The sequence below is a fragment of the Thiocapsa sp. genome (genome assembly GCF_018399035.1).
Lineage (GTDB): Bacteria > Pseudomonadota > Gammaproteobacteria > Chromatiales > Chromatiaceae > Thiocapsa.
The window spans coordinates 3,168,453-3,182,634 of sequence record NZ_CP073760.1; the positions used below are offsets into that span (position 1 = coordinate 3,168,453).

The 14,182-nt window shown below is 65.4% G+C and carries 15 protein-coding genes and 1 pseudogene; 11 read left to right on the forward strand and 5 right to left on the reverse strand.

Annotation, left to right across the window (positions count from 1 at the left end; all coding sequences use genetic code 11):
• Positions 1-224 precede the first annotated feature (224 nt).
• The gene (gene asnB / locus KFB96_RS14395; RefSeq protein WP_213457789.1) at positions 225-2,054 is read left to right on the forward strand and encodes an asparagine synthase (glutamine-hydrolyzing); all 1,830 of its coding nucleotides are present in this window, start codon (positions 225-227) and stop codon (positions 2,052-2,054) included.
• A 2-nt stretch (positions 2,055-2,056) separates the two neighbouring features.
• The gene (locus tag KFB96_RS14400) at positions 2,057-3,178 is read left to right on the forward strand and encodes a glycosyltransferase (protein ID WP_213457788.1); all 1,122 of its coding nucleotides are present in this window, start codon (positions 2,057-2,059) and stop codon (positions 3,176-3,178) included.
• 21 nt (positions 3,179-3,199) lie between these two features.
• On the opposite strand, the gene KFB96_RS14405 is transcribed toward KFB96_RS14400, so the two are convergent.
• On the reverse strand, positions 3,200-3,637 hold the full coding sequence (locus KFB96_RS14405) for a DUF29 domain-containing protein (RefSeq protein WP_213457787.1): 438 nt from the start codon (positions 3,635-3,637) through the stop codon (positions 3,200-3,202).
• Between the two features lie 354 nt (positions 3,638-3,991).
• On the opposite strand from KFB96_RS14405, the gene KFB96_RS14410 reads away from it, so the two are divergent.
• The 6 genes and pseudogenes from KFB96_RS14410 (at position 3,992) to KFB96_RS14430 (ending at position 6,340) form a co-directional block, all read left to right on the forward strand.
• The gene (locus tag KFB96_RS14410) at positions 3,992-4,234 is read left to right on the forward strand and encodes a DUF433 domain-containing protein (protein ID WP_213457786.1); all 243 of its coding nucleotides are present in this window, start codon (positions 3,992-3,994) and stop codon (positions 4,232-4,234) included.
• Positions 4,231-4,500 carry a DUF5615 family PIN-like protein gene (locus KFB96_RS14415; RefSeq protein WP_300970293.1) on the forward strand — a complete coding sequence of 90 codons (270 nt, stop codon included), beginning with the start codon at positions 4,231-4,233 and terminating at the stop codon, positions 4,498-4,500. Before KFB96_RS14410 ends, KFB96_RS14415 begins: the two co-directional genes overlap by 4 nt.
• A 492-nt stretch (positions 4,501-4,992) precedes the next feature.
• Positions 4,993-5,127 (forward strand): hypothetical protein, encoded by a 135-nt coding sequence (locus KFB96_RS26830; protein ID WP_300970294.1) that lies wholly within the window; start codon positions 4,993-4,995, stop codon positions 5,125-5,127.
• Positions 5,124-5,360 carry a hypothetical protein gene (locus tag KFB96_RS14420; RefSeq protein WP_213457785.1) on the forward strand — a complete coding sequence of 79 codons (237 nt, stop codon included), beginning with the start codon at positions 5,124-5,126 and terminating at the stop codon, positions 5,358-5,360. Before KFB96_RS26830 ends, KFB96_RS14420 begins: the two co-directional genes overlap by 4 nt.
• Positions 5,361-5,380: 20 nt before the next feature.
• Positions 5,381-5,871: pseudogene (locus KFB96_RS14425) on the forward strand (phage virion morphogenesis protein).
• A 346-nt stretch (positions 5,872-6,217) separates the two neighbouring features.
• On the forward strand, positions 6,218-6,340 hold the full coding sequence (locus tag KFB96_RS14430) for a YgjP-like metallopeptidase domain-containing protein (protein ID WP_213457783.1): 123 nt from the start codon (positions 6,218-6,220) through the stop codon (positions 6,338-6,340).
• Between the two features lie 79 nt (positions 6,341-6,419).
• On the opposite strand, the gene KFB96_RS14435 is transcribed toward KFB96_RS14430, so the two are convergent.
• The 4 genes from KFB96_RS14435 to KFB96_RS14450 all read right to left on the reverse strand — a co-directional run bounded on the left by KFB96_RS14435 (position 6,420) and on the right by KFB96_RS14450 (position 11,968).
• Positions 6,420-8,690 (reverse strand): TonB-dependent receptor, encoded by a 2,271-nt coding sequence (locus KFB96_RS14435; protein WP_213457782.1) that lies wholly within the window; start codon positions 8,688-8,690, stop codon positions 6,420-6,422.
• 13 nt (positions 8,691-8,703) lie between these two features.
• Positions 8,704-9,609 carry a TIGR00730 family Rossman fold protein gene (locus KFB96_RS14440; protein ID WP_300970296.1) on the reverse strand — a complete coding sequence of 302 codons (906 nt, stop codon included), beginning with the start codon at positions 9,607-9,609 and terminating at the stop codon, positions 8,704-8,706.
• Between the two features lie 62 nt (positions 9,610-9,671).
• Positions 9,672-10,829, reverse strand: a complete 1,158-nt coding sequence (locus KFB96_RS14445) for a PilT/PilU family type 4a pilus ATPase (RefSeq protein ID WP_213457781.1) — start codon at positions 10,827-10,829, stop codon at positions 9,672-9,674.
• 101 nt (positions 10,830-10,930) lie between these two features.
• The gene (locus KFB96_RS14450) at positions 10,931-11,968 is read right to left on the reverse strand and encodes a type IV pilus twitching motility protein PilT (RefSeq protein ID WP_213457780.1); all 1,038 of its coding nucleotides are present in this window, start codon (positions 11,966-11,968) and stop codon (positions 10,931-10,933) included.
• 435 nt (positions 11,969-12,403) lie between these two features.
• On the opposite strand from KFB96_RS14450, the gene KFB96_RS14455 reads away from it, so the two are divergent.
• From KFB96_RS14455 to KFB96_RS14465, 3 genes are all read left to right on the forward strand, one after another.
• On the forward strand, positions 12,404-13,186 hold the full coding sequence (locus tag KFB96_RS14455) for a (Fe-S)-binding protein (RefSeq protein ID WP_213457779.1): 783 nt from the start codon (positions 12,404-12,406) through the stop codon (positions 13,184-13,186).
• A 311-nt stretch (positions 13,187-13,497) separates the two neighbouring features.
• Complete coding sequence (locus tag KFB96_RS14460; RefSeq protein ID WP_213457778.1) at positions 13,498-13,821, forward strand: type II toxin-antitoxin system RelE/ParE family toxin; 324 nt, start codon at positions 13,498-13,500, stop codon at positions 13,819-13,821.
• Positions 13,818-14,147 carry an addiction module antidote protein gene (locus KFB96_RS14465; protein ID WP_093036041.1) on the forward strand — a complete coding sequence of 110 codons (330 nt, stop codon included), beginning with the start codon at positions 13,818-13,820 and terminating at the stop codon, positions 14,145-14,147. The genes KFB96_RS14460 and KFB96_RS14465 overlap by 4 nt, the downstream gene beginning before the upstream one ends.
• The last annotated feature ends 35 nt before the right edge of the window (positions 14,148-14,182 follow it).

Here is a 14,182-nt window from a genome sequence, read left to right on the forward strand (position 1 = left end):
TAATCATCGCGCAACCGCTCCATCAGTCCTCGCGAAGGGGCTGAATGGATCAGGCTCGCTGATGCGCCCGGCTTGTCATGGTCGATCGAGTCGGTCGACAATGCCCCGACACGCCGCGGGGATTGCACCCCCGAACCGCCCCCGCGGGCCATGATCCAGGCCCCATAGAGCCATCCCATGCTGCAGGTCTTGACCCGACGCCACGACCCGAAGGCGACCCGCTGATGTGCGGGATCGCAGGCTTCATGCTGCGCGTAGGATCGCGCCCGAACCCGGACGATCTAGGCAGGATGGCCGCGGCCCTGGCCCACCGCGGCCCGGACGATCACGGCATCTATTGCAACGGCCCGGTCGGGCTGGCGCAGACACGGCTGTCGATCATCGGGCTCGCCACCGGGCATCAGCCGATGGTCTCGGCCGACGGTCAGCTCGCGCTGGCGGCCAACGGCGAGGTCTACAACTACATCGAGCTGAATGCGGCGCTGCGTGCGCAGGGCCGCGAGCCGCGGACCGACTCGGATTCGGAGACCATCCTGCACGCCTATGCGGTGCACGGCCTGGATTTTCCCGCCGAGCTGCGCGGCATGTTCGCCTTCGCGCTCCACGATGCGCGGGAAGGTCGGCTGATCCTCGGGCGCGATCGGCTCGGGATCAAGCCGCTCTTCTACGTGCGTCTGCCCGACCGCATCGCCTTCGCCTCCGAGATCAAGGCGCTCCTGCCGATCCTGCCGGGGCAGCCCCGCGTGAATCCGGTCGCCTTGCGGCAATTCCTGCAGAATCAGTTCGCGAGCGGCGAGGAGACCATCATCGAGGGTATCCGACGGGTGCCGCCCGGCGAGATCCTGATCGTCGATCGGGATCTGCGCATCGAGCACAGGCGCTACTGGTCGGCGCTCGACATCGCGCCGCGCGCAATCCGCCTCGATGACGCGCAAGCCGAGCTGGACGGGCTCATGCACGCGGCCATGCGCGAGCACATGCGCTCGGACGTACCCTTCGGGCTCTTTCTCTCGGGCGGCGTGGATTCTGCCGTGCTGGCCGCGCTGCTGCACACCCACGGGGCCGGCCGCATCAAGAGCTTCTCGGTCGGCTATCGCGGCACCGCGATGGCGCACGAGCTGGACGAGGCGGCGCGGGTCGCGGCGCATTTCGGGCTGGATCACCGCCCGCTGGCGCTCGAGCTCGATCAGGTCTTCGCGCGCATCCCGCAGACGGTCTGGGCGGCCGACGAGCTGATGCGCGACTATGCCAACCTGCCGACCTCGATCCTGGCCCAAACCGCGGCGGCCGATCTCAAGGTGGTCTTCTCGGGCGAGGGCGGGGACGAGGTCTTCGCCGGCTACGGCCGGTATCGCCCGCCGCCGGCCGAGCGCTGGATCAAGGGCCTGCTGAGCCCCGGCAGCGGCGGTTTCCGCACCCGTGGTCAGTGGTCGGGACACTGGTCGCGACGGCTGCTCGGGCCGGCGCTCCGTTCGGTCAAGACGCCGGATCGCGCGCACTTTCTTAAAGCCTGGCGGTCGACGCCGAAGGCTTGGTCGGACCTGCAACGGCGCCAATACACCGACCTGGTCACGGCCCTCCCGGACAATCTGCTGGTGAAGACCGACCGCATGCTGATGGGCTTCGGGTTGGAGGGGCGTGTGCCCTTCCTCGACCATCGCCTCGTCGAATTCGGCCTGTCGCTGCCCGATGGGCTCAAGGTCAAAGGCCATCAGGGCAAATGGCTGCTCAAGCGCTGGGCCGAGCCCATGCTGCCGCCGGGACATCTGACGCGTCCCAAGCGCGGGTTCCATGTCCCGGTCGGCGACTGGCTGACCGGCGATGTCGCGGCCCGTGTCGGCGAGCGCCTGGCCCAAAGCCGGGGCGTCCGCGAGTGGTTCCGCGTCGAGTCCATCCCGGCCCTGGTCGCCGCCCGTCAGGCCGCCAAGGGCGGCAGTCGCGAGCTGTTCGGTCTGATGCAGTTCGCGATCTGGCATCGGCTCTTCATCGAGCAACCCGGGCTCACACCCTCGCCCGACGAAGACCCCTTGGACTGGATCGCGAGCGGCACCTGAGCATGGCGACGAGCGCCCCGCAGATTGCCTGCTTCTTCTCGACCTCCGGTCACAGCGGTGTCGACCGCGCGGCCAAGCATCTGATCCCGGCCCTGGCGCGTCGCGGCTATCGGGTCGATCTGCTCAAGGTTCGTCGGCACGGGCCGCATCTGGACGCCATCCCGGACGGGGTCTCGGTGGTCGATCTGGGCTCGCGGCATACCTACGCCTGCCTGCCGGCGCTGGTGCGCTATCTGCGTCGCGAGCGCCCGGCGGTGATGCTCTCGGACAAGGATCGGGTAAATCGCACCGCGCTGCTGGCCCATTGGCTCGCCCGTGTGCCGACGCGCCTGGTCTTCAGCTCGGGAACGACCATCTCGATCGATCTGGCGACCCGCGGGGCGCTGGAGCGCTGGGTCCAGCGCACCTCGATGGGCCAACTCTATCCCTTCGCCGATCAGGTGATCGTGACCAGCGCCGGCGTGGCCGACGACATGGCGCGCTACACCGGCTTGGCGCGCGAGCGCATCCGCGTCGTGCCTTCGCCCGTGGTGCCGGCGTCGCTCTTCACGGAGGTCTTGGTGCGTCCGGATCATCCCTGGCTCGGACGCTCCGACAGGCCCCTGATCTTGGGCGCGGGCGAGCTGTGCGGACGCAAGGACTTCGAGACCTTGCTGCGAGCCTTCGCGCGGGTGCGAGCAGAACGCCCCTGCCGTCTCATGATCCTAGGCCAAGGCCGCGCCCGCGAGCGCCTGCTCGCGCTCGCCGCCGAGCTAGGCGTGGCCGAGGACGTCGCCCTGCCCGGCTTCGTCCCCGAGCCCTATGCCTTCATGGCCCATGCCGATCTCTTCGCCTTCACCTCGCGCTGGGAGGGGCTCGGCTTTGTCATCATCGAGGCACTCGCGGTCGGCACGCCCGTGGTGGCGACCGATTGCCCGAGCGGCCCGCGCGAGATCCTGCAGGACGGACGCATCGGCCCCTTGGTGCCGGTCGGCGACGCTGCCGCCTTGGCTACAGCAATACTGCAGACCCTGGACGCCCCGCCGCCGCAGGCGCTGCTCCGGGACGCCGCCCGTCCCTACGAGATCGAGGCGAGCACCGATGCCTATCTGGATGCCATGCGGCTGCCGCGGTGGGCGGGGTAGGGGCGATTGATTCTTCGCGAATCAGCGAGACTCGCCGAGAATCCCGGACAGATCATAGATCGGCTCGCTTGGGAACTGCTCCGGATCCAACCCGGTTCCGCGAATTGCCCAATCGCGGCCATCGTCCCATGCCGATTCCAGCGCCTCGGCCAGGATGGCCGGATTGCGAAGCCCCGGGTTCTTTCCGAGGAGACGCTCGATTTGGCGACGTTGGGTTGCAACGGAGTTGCGCCAACTTTTCTCATTGGTCGGCGTTCGCTCGGTTTGCACCTCCAACTTCAGGAGGTGCGCGACGATGACCGCCATGCGTGCAGCCAGCGCGCGTTGCTCGGAGCGTCCCATCTCTTCGATCTCTCCGGCTAGATGCTCGCGATCCATACGCCCGAGATTCCCTTCGCGCACCGCCGCGGCCTGCTCCCGGGTCCAAGAGAAGAAATCTTGCTCATACGCGTGACTCATACGCGGTGCCTACGATAACCAACCATGGAGTGATGATAACCGAATGGTGAGTCCGAAGGCTGGGATGAGCCGAGCGAACCGGCTTGACCGCGGCGCCCGCCGGGCGTCTGGACGCCTTCCCCGGCGTCGATTTGCAGATCATCGTATGATTTAAACTGCGTCCAGAGCGAGATGCTCACTTTCGAGTGAGTTCGAAGTTTGGTGAATCCACGACCCTTAGCGGGGGACGCGGTTTAAAATTTTATATTTTTTAATACTTTAAACCGCGCCGGTTCCAGCGGTTCTGAAATCCTCCGGGGCCGATCCCATCCAAAAACATCGCATACCGCACTGGGCGCGGTTTAGGTACTCGTCATGACCGAGTGGAAAGACCGCATCGTTGTCGACCCCGAGATCCTGATCGGCAAGCCGATCATCAAAGGTACCCGGATCTCCGTCGACCTCATCATGGACCGCCTCGCCGACGGATGGACGCTGGAGGACATCACGACCGCCTATCCCCGCGTCACCCGCGACGACGTCTTGGCAGCCATTGCCTTCGTGACCGAGGTCTTCCGCGAGGAGGATTACATCGCATTGAGGAAGGCATCGGCATGAAGCCCCGCTGGCTGCTGAACGAGAATTTTCCGGAGCCGTCGGTGGCTCGACTCCGGTCGCGCGGTTGGGACGTCGCCGCCGTTGGCGAAATCAGTCCCGCGGCCTCGGATCCGGAAGTGATGGTCCGAGCTTGCCGCGAGGGGCGCTGGCTCGCCACCTTCGACCGTGACTACGGGGAGCGTGTCTTCAACCGTCAACTTCCCGCGCCTCCGGTCGTCATTCTGCTTCGCGTGCCGTCCTACCGCCCCGAGGAACCTGCCGACTGACTGGTGTCTCTGCATACGGATGGAGCATTCATTCCGGGGCACTTTCATATCTTTGACGGCCGGACGGTTCGGAGAAGGCTTCTCCCGCCCAGTTCGGGAGCCGGATCTTGAGCTGCGGTCGCGAGGCCAAGATGCACACAGACCCCATCCCGCTCTCTGGAAAAGGGGTCCTTTGTCGGTGCTATACTTCAATGGAAACGATCAACCGACACCCGGTCCGGCCTTGATCATCGTTTGGTCCAGCTGCTGGTGATCCTTGCGTCCTCAGGGCTTCCAGCCCTGATTCTGTCAGGCCAGGATGGCCTGACGACGCATTCGGTGACCGCTATACTCGAAGGCATGGCGCCGTCCGCTTACGAGATCGCGATGTCCGGGGGGCGCCATGCCGGGCTCCTGTAAGACTATGCGAAGAAATCGGATGGCGAGATCAGTCGGGCGATCCGGTCGCTCCGGCGTCAAGTCGCCATCCATCGGCAAAAGATCGCAAACCCGATGGACTGGGTCGAGCCAGGTATCGACCCGCGGCACTTGTCCGCGCTGGTCGACTCCTATTGGCCGAAGGAAATCGCCAACTTTCAGCAGCAGATCGCTATCCTCGAACGCATTCCGGAGGAACGCCAACCATGAGCACGCAACAAGACGCGCTGGTCGTCCTGGAGGAGGTCGCGCAGTCGCTGAAGGCGTCTGCGGAGGCCGTTGACGGCGGCTCGGACTATGATCGGGGGCGTCTGATGGGGTATTACGAGGCGCTGTCGACACTGTTGTCGCAGTGCGCGGTCGCCGGCATCGCCCCGGACGCATTGCACCTTGGCGCTGAGTTCAGGCCGGAAGCCGTGCTCGGGGCGCGCAAGGCTGCCTGAGCGCTTATCGCTGACCTCGAATGGCCGGCACCCGCATCACCATCGACCTGGACGACGCCGCTCTGCAGGCGACGCTGTCCAACCTCGCCGCCTCCGTCGCCGACCCCTCTCCTGCGCTCGCCGAGATCGGCGAGCACCTGCTCACGACCACCAAGGCGCGCTTCGGCCAAACCCAGAAGCGCGCCCCGGACGGCACCCCTGGGCACGCAACACCGAGACCACCATCGCGCGCAAGGGGCGCGACAATCCGCTCTACAAGAGCGGCATGCTCCAAGGCCAGATGCGCTGGCAGCTCGCCGAGGGCGGCCGGGCGGTGGAGGTCGGCTCCAACCGCATCTATGCCGCCGTGCAGCAGTTCGGCCAGCCCAAGGGCGCGAGCGGACGCACCAAGCGCGGCAGCCCGATCCCCTGGGGCGACATCCCGCCGCGGCCTTTCCTGGGCGTCTCCTCGGACGACCGCGAAGCCATCGCGGACATCCTGAGCGATTACCTCGCAAAAGCGGCCCTCTAAGGCGTCGCGCCCCCGACCCGCTACCCTTGCACCCCCGCCAAGCGTTTTTAAACTACTTACAGCCAAATTTAAAACGGAAACCGACGCAGGTCGAGGGGTGAGAAGAGAGAAGAGAGAAACGAGAAACGAGTGCGCGATTCCCTCTCTTTTCTCACTCCTCGCTCATCTCTCTTCGCCCCGAGCGGGTGTATCGCCCGGCCGAATGACCGGGCGTGGATTGAAACGACCACGGAGACCGCATCGTCGTCGTCGACGTCTCGCTGGGGCAGCCTGTCGCGCGCCGGCACCATGACATTGAACTTACCGCCCTGGTGCGCACGCGCCCCGGCCCTGCATCGAGTACGTGGTGGCCCATGAGCTGTGCGACATCACGCACCGCGATCACGATGCACGGTTTTTCAAGCGACTCGCCGAGGTCATGCCCGACTGGGAACAACGCAAGCAGCGGCAGGAAGCGGCGCTGCTGTGACGAGCTACGAGGCGTCACCCGAGCCAAGGCGCATTACACCGGACGCGGCTCGCATCCGGCAGATATTGCGCGCAATGGCTCAGAAGCTGTAGCTCGCGGTGATGCCGATCAGGTAATTGGTGCCGGCGCCGGGCGCGTAAAACCGGCCGTTCGCGTCGTTGACGCTCACGGCGGAGATGTAGGACTCGTCCAGCAGATTGTCGATGCGCACGAACTCGGAGAGCCGGAGTCGGCCCAGGTCCCGGGTGAAACCACCGCGGAGGTTGGCAAGCCAGTATCCGGGCGCCGTCTCGCTGTTGCGGTCGTTCACGTAGACCTTGTCTTGGCCGTAGAGGCTCACCGCCGCCTCGAACCCCAGGGGCTCGTAGGCGTAGGAGAGCTCACCGAAGAACGTGAACGCGGGGACGCCCGGGATGCGGTTACCCGCCTCGACGGTCGTGACATTGAGCGTCGGCGCGACGCTGCGGCAGGGGATGCCCGTGCAGGCCGGAAAGCCCTCGGTGAATGCGCTGTCCAGGTAGGTTGCCGCCAGATAGCCGGCAAAACCCCGGCCGAGGGGTGCCTCCAGCAGCAGCTCCACACCTCGGCGACGGGACGCGGGCGCATTCCGGTAGGTTGCCCGTCCGCCCCCGTTGGTCGCCACGGTCAGCTCGTCGTCGGTGTCGATCTGGAAGAGTGCGAGATTCAGCCGGGCGTCCGCGCCGAGCAGAAACTTGGCGCCGATCTCGTAATGCCGGCTCACGGCGGGATCCAGATCCAGGTTCAGGCCCGCGCCGCCGTCGGGGCGATAGGCCAGCTCGGTGAAAGTCGGCGTCTCGACAGTCTTGCCCAGGTTGGCGTAGAGATTGATGGAGGGCGTCAGGCTGTAGAGGAGGCCGAGCGCGGGCGTCCAGGCGCCGTAGGTCCGGCTACCGCTGTCGTCGGGGTTGAGGTTGGTGGCCGTGATCGGGGCGGTCGAGCCGCTGCAGGTGCCCGGCCGTGTGCCGGGTGCCGTCACGCGATCGGGGGTGCAGATGAAGCCGTCGTCGGAGTCGAAGCGGACCTCGGTGTAGCGCAACCCCAGGTCCAGACCCCAGCGGGGTGCGAACCCCCAGGTGCCCTGAACGAAGGTTCCCCAACTGTCCACGGTATTGTCTTCGTCGCGCTTGAGCGCGGCACGCTCGCCCAAGGCGTTGAGATAACCCTTGCGCTCCTCCGACGAGCGATCGTATTCCCCGCCCAGGATCAGGGTCAGAGGGCCGTCGGCGAGTGTCGTCGCATGGGTCCACAGGAGGTTACCGCCGGCGAAACGCCGATCGAATGCGCTCACGCCGCCCGAGGCCGTGATGGCGTTCTGGTTGGCGAGCGGGATGGCGAGATACTGCTCGTTGCTGCGTGTCCCGGTGTAGGCCATGACGCGCAGGTCGTCCGCATCGCTCAGCGGCTGATCCAGGACGACCCCGCCCTGGAGGTTGTCGAGCGTGCGCCGGGTTTGAAAGGTCAGCGCGGCCGGCGATGCCTGGCGGCGATCGCGCTTGACCTCCTCCGCGGTCAGGCCGAGCGGATCTCGGGCCTCGGGCAGATTCAAGGCGTTGGCGATCAGGCTGATGGTACCGCCGCCGTCGAGCGCGATCCTGAGCTTGCTGTTGGCCTGCTCCTTGGCGGCACGGCTCCAATCGCGGTAGCCGTCGGTCTGGGCGCGCGACAGATCGACGACATAGTTGAGACGCCCCGTCTGGCCACCGAGCTTGGTCCCGGCGATCCAGGTGCCGTCGCTCCCGCCCATCAGGCGCACGGACAGGGTCGGCTCGGGCGGGCCGTCCTCGGTGAAGACCTGCACGACGCCGCCCGAGTGGTTGCCGTAGAGGGCGGAGAAACCGCCGCGCATCACCTCGATGGACCGCGCCGAGCCCAGATCGAAGAGCCCGGGTCCGCCTTGTCCGTCGGGCGTGCTCGCCGGGATGCCGTCCGCGATCAGCTTGATCCCGCGTGTCCCGAACTGGGAGCGTCCGCCGAAGCCGCGGATCATGATCTGCTCTTCCTGCGCGTAGGTCCCGCGGTTGGTCACGACCGTTCCGGGGACACGCGGCAGGTTCTCGGAGATCAGCACCATCGGCTTTTGGTTCTGGATGATCGCCTTGTCCAGGACATCGATGGCGACCGGCAGGTCGAAGGTGCTTTCGCCCACGCGCGTGGCCGTCACCACCAAAGGGGCCAACTCGATCGTCGCCTCGTCGGACTCCGCTGGCTGGCGCCCCTGCGCAACCGCAGCCCCGCAGTGGAGAGCCGCAAGGGCGACCGCGAGGCCGCCGAGGATCGCCCCGGTCTTGCGCAGGGCGCGACCGATGATCGAACCGACTGCACGCGTCACTCGGGCATCCCGATCAGGATTCGCAGCCCAACTCGTCGTAATGCGCGCAGATCCGCGACCAGGCGTCCTCCGCGGTCTCGACGAAGCTGAAGAGGGCGAGGTCGTCGCGACTGACAACCCCTTCGTCGACCAGCGCCTCGAAGTCGATGACACGCTCCCAGAACTGCCGCCCGAAGAGCATGACCGGCATGGGTCGAATCTTTTTCGTCTGAATCAAGCAGAGCGTCTCGAAGAGCTCGTCGAAGGTGCCGAAGCCGCCGGGAAAGACCACCAATGCCTTCGCACGCATCAGGAAATGCATCTTGCGCAGGGCGAAGTAGTGAAACTGGAACGACAGCTCCGGGGTGATGTAGGCGTTCGGGGCATGCTCGTGCGGGAGCGTGATGCTGAGACCGATCGAGACGGCTTCGACGTCGGCGGCGCCGCGATTGGCCGCCTCCATGATGCCGGGCCCGCCACCCGTGACGATCACGAAACAGCGTGATTCCGCGTTCTGCTCCTGCTCGGAGACGATCCGCGCGAAACGCCTCGCCTCCGCATAGTAATGCGAGCGGCCGAGCGCCCGCCGACAGCGCTCGACCGCGGCTTGCGCCTGCGCATCGGCGGGCGCGGCAGCCCGCGCATGCTCGGCGTTGACCAGGTTCTGCGCGGCCGTCTCCGGGTCCGGAATCCGGGCGCTGCCGAAGACCACGATGGTCGACTCGACCCGCTGATCCTGCAGCTCCAGCTCGGGCTTCAGCAGCTCGAGCTGCAACCGAAGCGGCCGCGCCTCGTCGCGCATCAGAAAGTCGACATCCGTGTAGGCGAGACGGTAGGCCGCGGAGCGTGTCTGCGGCGTCGAGCTGATCTCGGCCGCCCGCTCGGCATCCTCGCGGGCGGTCGGTAAGGTGGCGTGATCGCGGTCGATCGGTTTGGGCATGTTGCGATGGGTTCTCGGGGTCGGTTGCGGAGACCGGGTCGGGGACGCCGGGAATGATCGGATCAAGGTCGGCGGCCGCTGTACTCGTTGTCGTGCACGAGGGAAACCCCGTCGATCATGCGATCGGTCGCCTCGCGCTGCGTGGCGCCGCCCTGCAGCTTGATGACGAGCCGCACCTCGTTGGCCGAGTCGGCATAGCGCAGCGCATCCTCGTAGCTGATCTCGCCCTCTTGATAGAGATTGAAGAGGGCCTGATCGAAGGTGTTCATACCCTGCTCGTTGGACTTCTTCATCAGCTCTTTGAGCTTGTGCACCTCGCCCTTGCGGATGAGATCGGAGGCCAAGGGCGTGTTCAACAGGATCTCGACGACGGCTCGACGCCCCTGAGCGCTCTTGCGCGGGGCAAGCTGTTGTGCCACGACGGCCTTGAGATTCAGCGAGAGATCGAGCAGGAGCTGGTTGCGCGAGTCGTCCGGAAAGAAGCTGATGATGCGGTCCAGCGCCTGGTTGGCGTTGTTGGCGTGCAGCGTCGCCAAAACGAGATGGCCGGTCTCGGCGAAGGCGATGGCGTATTCCATGGTCGCGCGCGTGCGGATCTCGCCGATCAGGATAACGTCCGGGGCTTGGCGCAGGGTGTTCTTGAGCGCCACCTCGTAGGACTCGGTATCCACACCCACCTCGCGCTGGGTGATGATGCAGCCGTGATGCTCGTGAACGAACTCGATCGGGTCCTCGACCGTGATGATGTGGCCCGAGCTGTGTCGGTTGCGATACCCCACCAGCGCGGCGAGCGAGGTCGATTTCCCCGTCCCGGTGCCGCCGACGAAGATCATCATGCCGCGCTTGGTCATCGCCAGCTCGCGCAGGATCGCGGGAAGCTTCAGTGCCTCGATGGTCGGAATGTCGGTCTCGATCCGACGCAGGACCATCCCGGTCGCCTCGCGCTGAACGAATGCGCTGACGCGGAACCGCCCCAGATGCGGGCGATCGATCGCGAACTGACACTCCTTGGTTGCCTGGAACTCCTCGCGCTGGCGATCGTTCATGAGACCGAGCACCATGTCGTGCGCCTGCTCGGCCGACAAGGGATGCTTCGTCGCGGGATAGATCGCCCCGTCGATCTTGACGCTGGGCGGCCAGCCTGCAGTGATGAAGAGATCGGACGCCTTGCGCTCGACCACCATGCTCAGCAGTTGCTCGATTGCACGATTCAGGTCCATACGAGACCTCGTTTCTAAGAAAGACGCTCCCGGGCGGCAGCCATTCATGCTCGGCCGGACCTTCGATTCGCAAACGATTCAGCACCGTGGCCGGGTCGGGATCAGGTAAAGCCGTCCTTGTTCTGGGCCTTCATCCGCGCGTCCTTGCGCGACACCAAGCCCTGTTGGACCAGCTCCTTGAGGTTCTGATCCAGGGTCTGCATCCCGTGCGCTTGTCCGGTCTGGATCGCCGAGTACATCTGGGCCACCTTGGCCTCGCGGATCAGGTTACGGATGGCCGGCGTACCGATCATGATCTCGTGCGCGGCGACCCGCCCGCCGCCGACCCGCTTCAAGAGCGTCTGCGCAACGACCGAGCGCAGCGACTCCGAGAGCATCGCCCGGATCATCTCCTTCTCCGCCGCGGGAAAGACGTCGATGATGCGGTCGATGGTCTTGGCCGCCGAGGTGGTGTGCAGCGTCCCGAAGACCAGATGCCCGGTTTCGGCCGCCGTCATCGCCAGCCGAATGGTCTCGAGGTCACGCATCTCGCCGACCAGGATGATGTCCGGATCCTGACGCAACGCGGAGCGCAACGCCTCGCTGAAGCCCAGCGTATCCTTGTGCACCTCGCGCTGGTTGACCAGACATTTCTTGCTGGTGTGCACGAACTCGATCGGGTCCTCGATGGTGAGGATGTGCGCGTACTCGGTCTCGTTGAGATGGTCGACCATCGCGGCGAGGGTCGTGGACTTACCCGAGCCGGTCGGCCCGGTCACCAGGATGAGGCCGCGCGGAACACTGATGATCTCCTTGAAACTCTCGGGTGCGTTCAGCTCTTCGAGCGACAAGACCTTGGAGGGGATGGTCCGAAAAACCGCACCGGCGCCGCGCTTCTGGTTGAAGGCGTTGACGCGGAACCGAGCCAGACCCGGAATCTCGAAGGAGAAGTCCGTTTCCAGAAACTCCTCGTAGTCCTTGCGCTGCTTGTCGTTCATGATGTCGTAGACAAGCGAGTGCACCGAACGATGCTCTAGCGGCGGGACATTGATGCGGCGCATATCGCCGTCGACACGGATCATCGGCGGCAGACCGGCCGAGAGGTGCAGGTCCGAGGCGTTGTTCTTGACGCTGAAGGCCAGTAGTTCGGCGATATCCACGAGTCACTCCCGATTAAACCGCGGCCGGCATGACATGGTCTGTACCGAGCGCACGTGGGTTTTCCGCCGCATTGCACGCCCCGCGCACGCCGGGCCGGCGTTGCGCCTCGTCGACGCGCGCGGGACGCACCCTGCTGACCGAAAAACCCACATACGCTCGGTATAGCATAGCCCGAAGAGCCGCTACGGTCTCGACGGATCCATCGTCGGCGCGTTTCGCCCATGCGGTTTATGCCGAGCGCACGTGGGTTTTTCGGCCAGCAGGGAACGCTTCGAAAACAACCGAAACATGTAGGATGGGTAGAGCGCCGGCGAAACCCATCCAGCCCGCGCCAAGGGCATCGCACCGAAACCCGGCAGCGCGGCGGTTTGGAGGATGGTACCGGATCGATGCCGACCACGGATCACGTTCGAGACCCACCGGAGCCCCGTCCGATGAGCAATACCCCGAAGACCTCCCCGCGGGTCGGCCTGTTCGCAACCTGCCTCATGAATCTCTTCCGGCCGAACATCGGCTTTGCCGCCGCAAAGCTTCTCGAGGACGCAGGCTGCATCGTCAGCGTGCCGCAGAGCCAAACTTGTTGCGGACAGCCGGGCTACAACTCGGGCGACAACGACTCCGCGCGAGCACTCGCCAAACAGGTGATCTCGACCTTCGAGGACTACGATTATGTTGTCGGTCCCTCGGGCTCCTGCATGGCGACCATCCGGCACGACTATCCCGTCCTGTTTGCCGCAGACCGCGACTGGCGCGACCGCGCCGAGGCCGTTGCGGCAAAAAGCCGGGAGCTGACGTCATTCCTGGTCGACGTCCTGGGCATTACCCGGGTTCACGCCGGATTCGACGGCATCGCGACCTACCACGACTCCTGCTCCGGCCTGCGCGGCCTCGGCATCAAAGGCCAGCCGCGACAGCTGCTCGCAGGTGTGGAGGGGCTCACCCTGCGCGAGATGAACGACAGCGAGGTCTGCTGCGGGTTCGGCGGGACCTTCTGCGTCGGATACCCCGAGATCTCGGTCAAGATCGTCGACGACAAGATCCGCAACATCCTCGCCACCGGGGCCGATACGCTGATCGGCGGCGATCTGGGCTGTCTGATGAACATCGCCGGGCGGCTGAGCCGGATCGGCTCGCCGATGCGGGTCTATCATGTTGCAGAGGTGCTGGCCGGGACGGCGGACGGGCCAGGCATCGGGGACGGGCGAGGTCATGAGTGACCGCTCCGGACGCCTTGCGGACGCTGGCGCTCACGCTTCGGATAGGCTGGTTACGATCCAAAACGGTCCGTCAATGCACGACTCCGAGTGGCTGAAAACCGCTGTGAAGTCGACGTTTAGACGCAGTCGTGCATCAAGCACGGATCAGCGGCTGCCTTGGGCCAATGCGTAGCGAGATGAAACCGAAAGGCACCCCATCCGGCAGCCTGGGTCGCGCAGATCGCCGCAGCCCGGGCGCATGCTGGCCCCGCCTTGCGCTCCAAGGTCTTTTTGCACTGCGCCAAAGTAGCTTTTAAGTTACACTGATGCCCATGATAGAGCTCTTTCGGTATCAGCGCGAGGACGGCCGCGAACCATTCACGGAATGGTTGGACGGCGTGCGCGATAGGGTGGCACAAGCACGGATTCGCGTCCGTCTGCGGCACGTGCAGTCGGGTAACTTCGGCGACAGCGAGCCGGTCGGTGAAGGTGTCATCGAGTTGCGTGTGCATGTGGGTGCCGGATACCGCGTGTACTGTGGTCGCTACGGAGCATCGGTTGTCCTGCTCCTGTGCGGCGGAGACAAAAGCTCCCAGGTATCGGACATCAAGCGCGCCAAGACGCTGTGGTCAGAGTGGAAACGGAGACAAACATGAGTCAATTGAAAGGCGTGGTCTCACACCACGAGCGCGAGATCGCCGAACTGCGCGCCGATCGGGAACTGGCGGTCGCGTACCTGAAAGCAGCGATGGAGTCACTCGACGATCCCGACGAGCGAGCCGCCGGTCTCTTGGCGCTCCGCACCGTGGCCGAAGCCCATGGCGGCTTGGGGGCGGTGGCGGCCGAGGCCGGCATCAGCCGGGAGTCGTTGTACCGCTCCCTGTCACCCAAGGGCAACCCGACACTGAAAACGTTGCTTGCCGTGCTGAAAACAATGGGCATGCGGCTGTCGGTCGAACCGGAACACCAAGCTCATGCTTGATGCTCCGTTACTCCGGCAGCCAGGAGTCCCCTGAT

What these genes read in the sequence shown, in the direction of transcription:
- KFB96_RS14465 (WP_093036041.1), top strand. Translation starts at nt 13,818, where the DNA reads ATGAGTCAATTGAAAGGCGTGGTCTCACACCACGAGCGCGAGATCGCC.
- KFB96_RS14440 (WP_300970296.1), bottom strand. Translation starts at nt 9,609, where the DNA reads ATGCCCAAACCGATCGACCGCGATCACGCCACCTTACCGACCGCCCGC.
- KFB96_RS14460 (WP_213457778.1), top strand. Translation starts at nt 13,498, where the DNA reads ATGATAGAGCTCTTTCGGTATCAGCGCGAGGACGGCCGCGAACCATTC.
- asnB (WP_213457789.1), top strand. Translation starts at nt 225, where the DNA reads ATGTGCGGGATCGCAGGCTTCATGCTGCGCGTAGGATCGCGCCCGAAC.
- KFB96_RS14455 (WP_213457779.1), top strand. Translation starts at nt 12,404, where the DNA reads ATGAGCAATACCCCGAAGACCTCCCCGCGGGTCGGCCTGTTCGCAACC.
- KFB96_RS14400 (WP_213457788.1), top strand. Translation starts at nt 2,057, where the DNA reads ATGGCGACGAGCGCCCCGCAGATTGCCTGCTTCTTCTCGACCTCCGGT.
- KFB96_RS14410 (WP_213457786.1), top strand. Translation starts at nt 3,992, where the DNA reads ATGACCGAGTGGAAAGACCGCATCGTTGTCGACCCCGAGATCCTGATC.
- KFB96_RS14415 (WP_300970293.1), top strand. Translation starts at nt 4,231, where the DNA reads ATGAAGCCCCGCTGGCTGCTGAACGAGAATTTTCCGGAGCCGTCGGTG.
- KFB96_RS26830 (WP_300970294.1), top strand. Translation starts at nt 4,993, where the DNA reads ATGGACTGGGTCGAGCCAGGTATCGACCCGCGGCACTTGTCCGCGCTG.
- KFB96_RS14405 (WP_213457787.1), bottom strand. Translation starts at nt 3,637, where the DNA reads ATGAGTCACGCGTATGAGCAAGATTTCTTCTCTTGGACCCGGGAGCAG.
- KFB96_RS14420 (WP_213457785.1), top strand. Translation starts at nt 5,124, where the DNA reads ATGAGCACGCAACAAGACGCGCTGGTCGTCCTGGAGGAGGTCGCGCAG.
- KFB96_RS14445 (WP_213457781.1), bottom strand. Translation starts at nt 10,829, where the DNA reads ATGGACCTGAATCGTGCAATCGAGCAACTGCTGAGCATGGTGGTCGAG.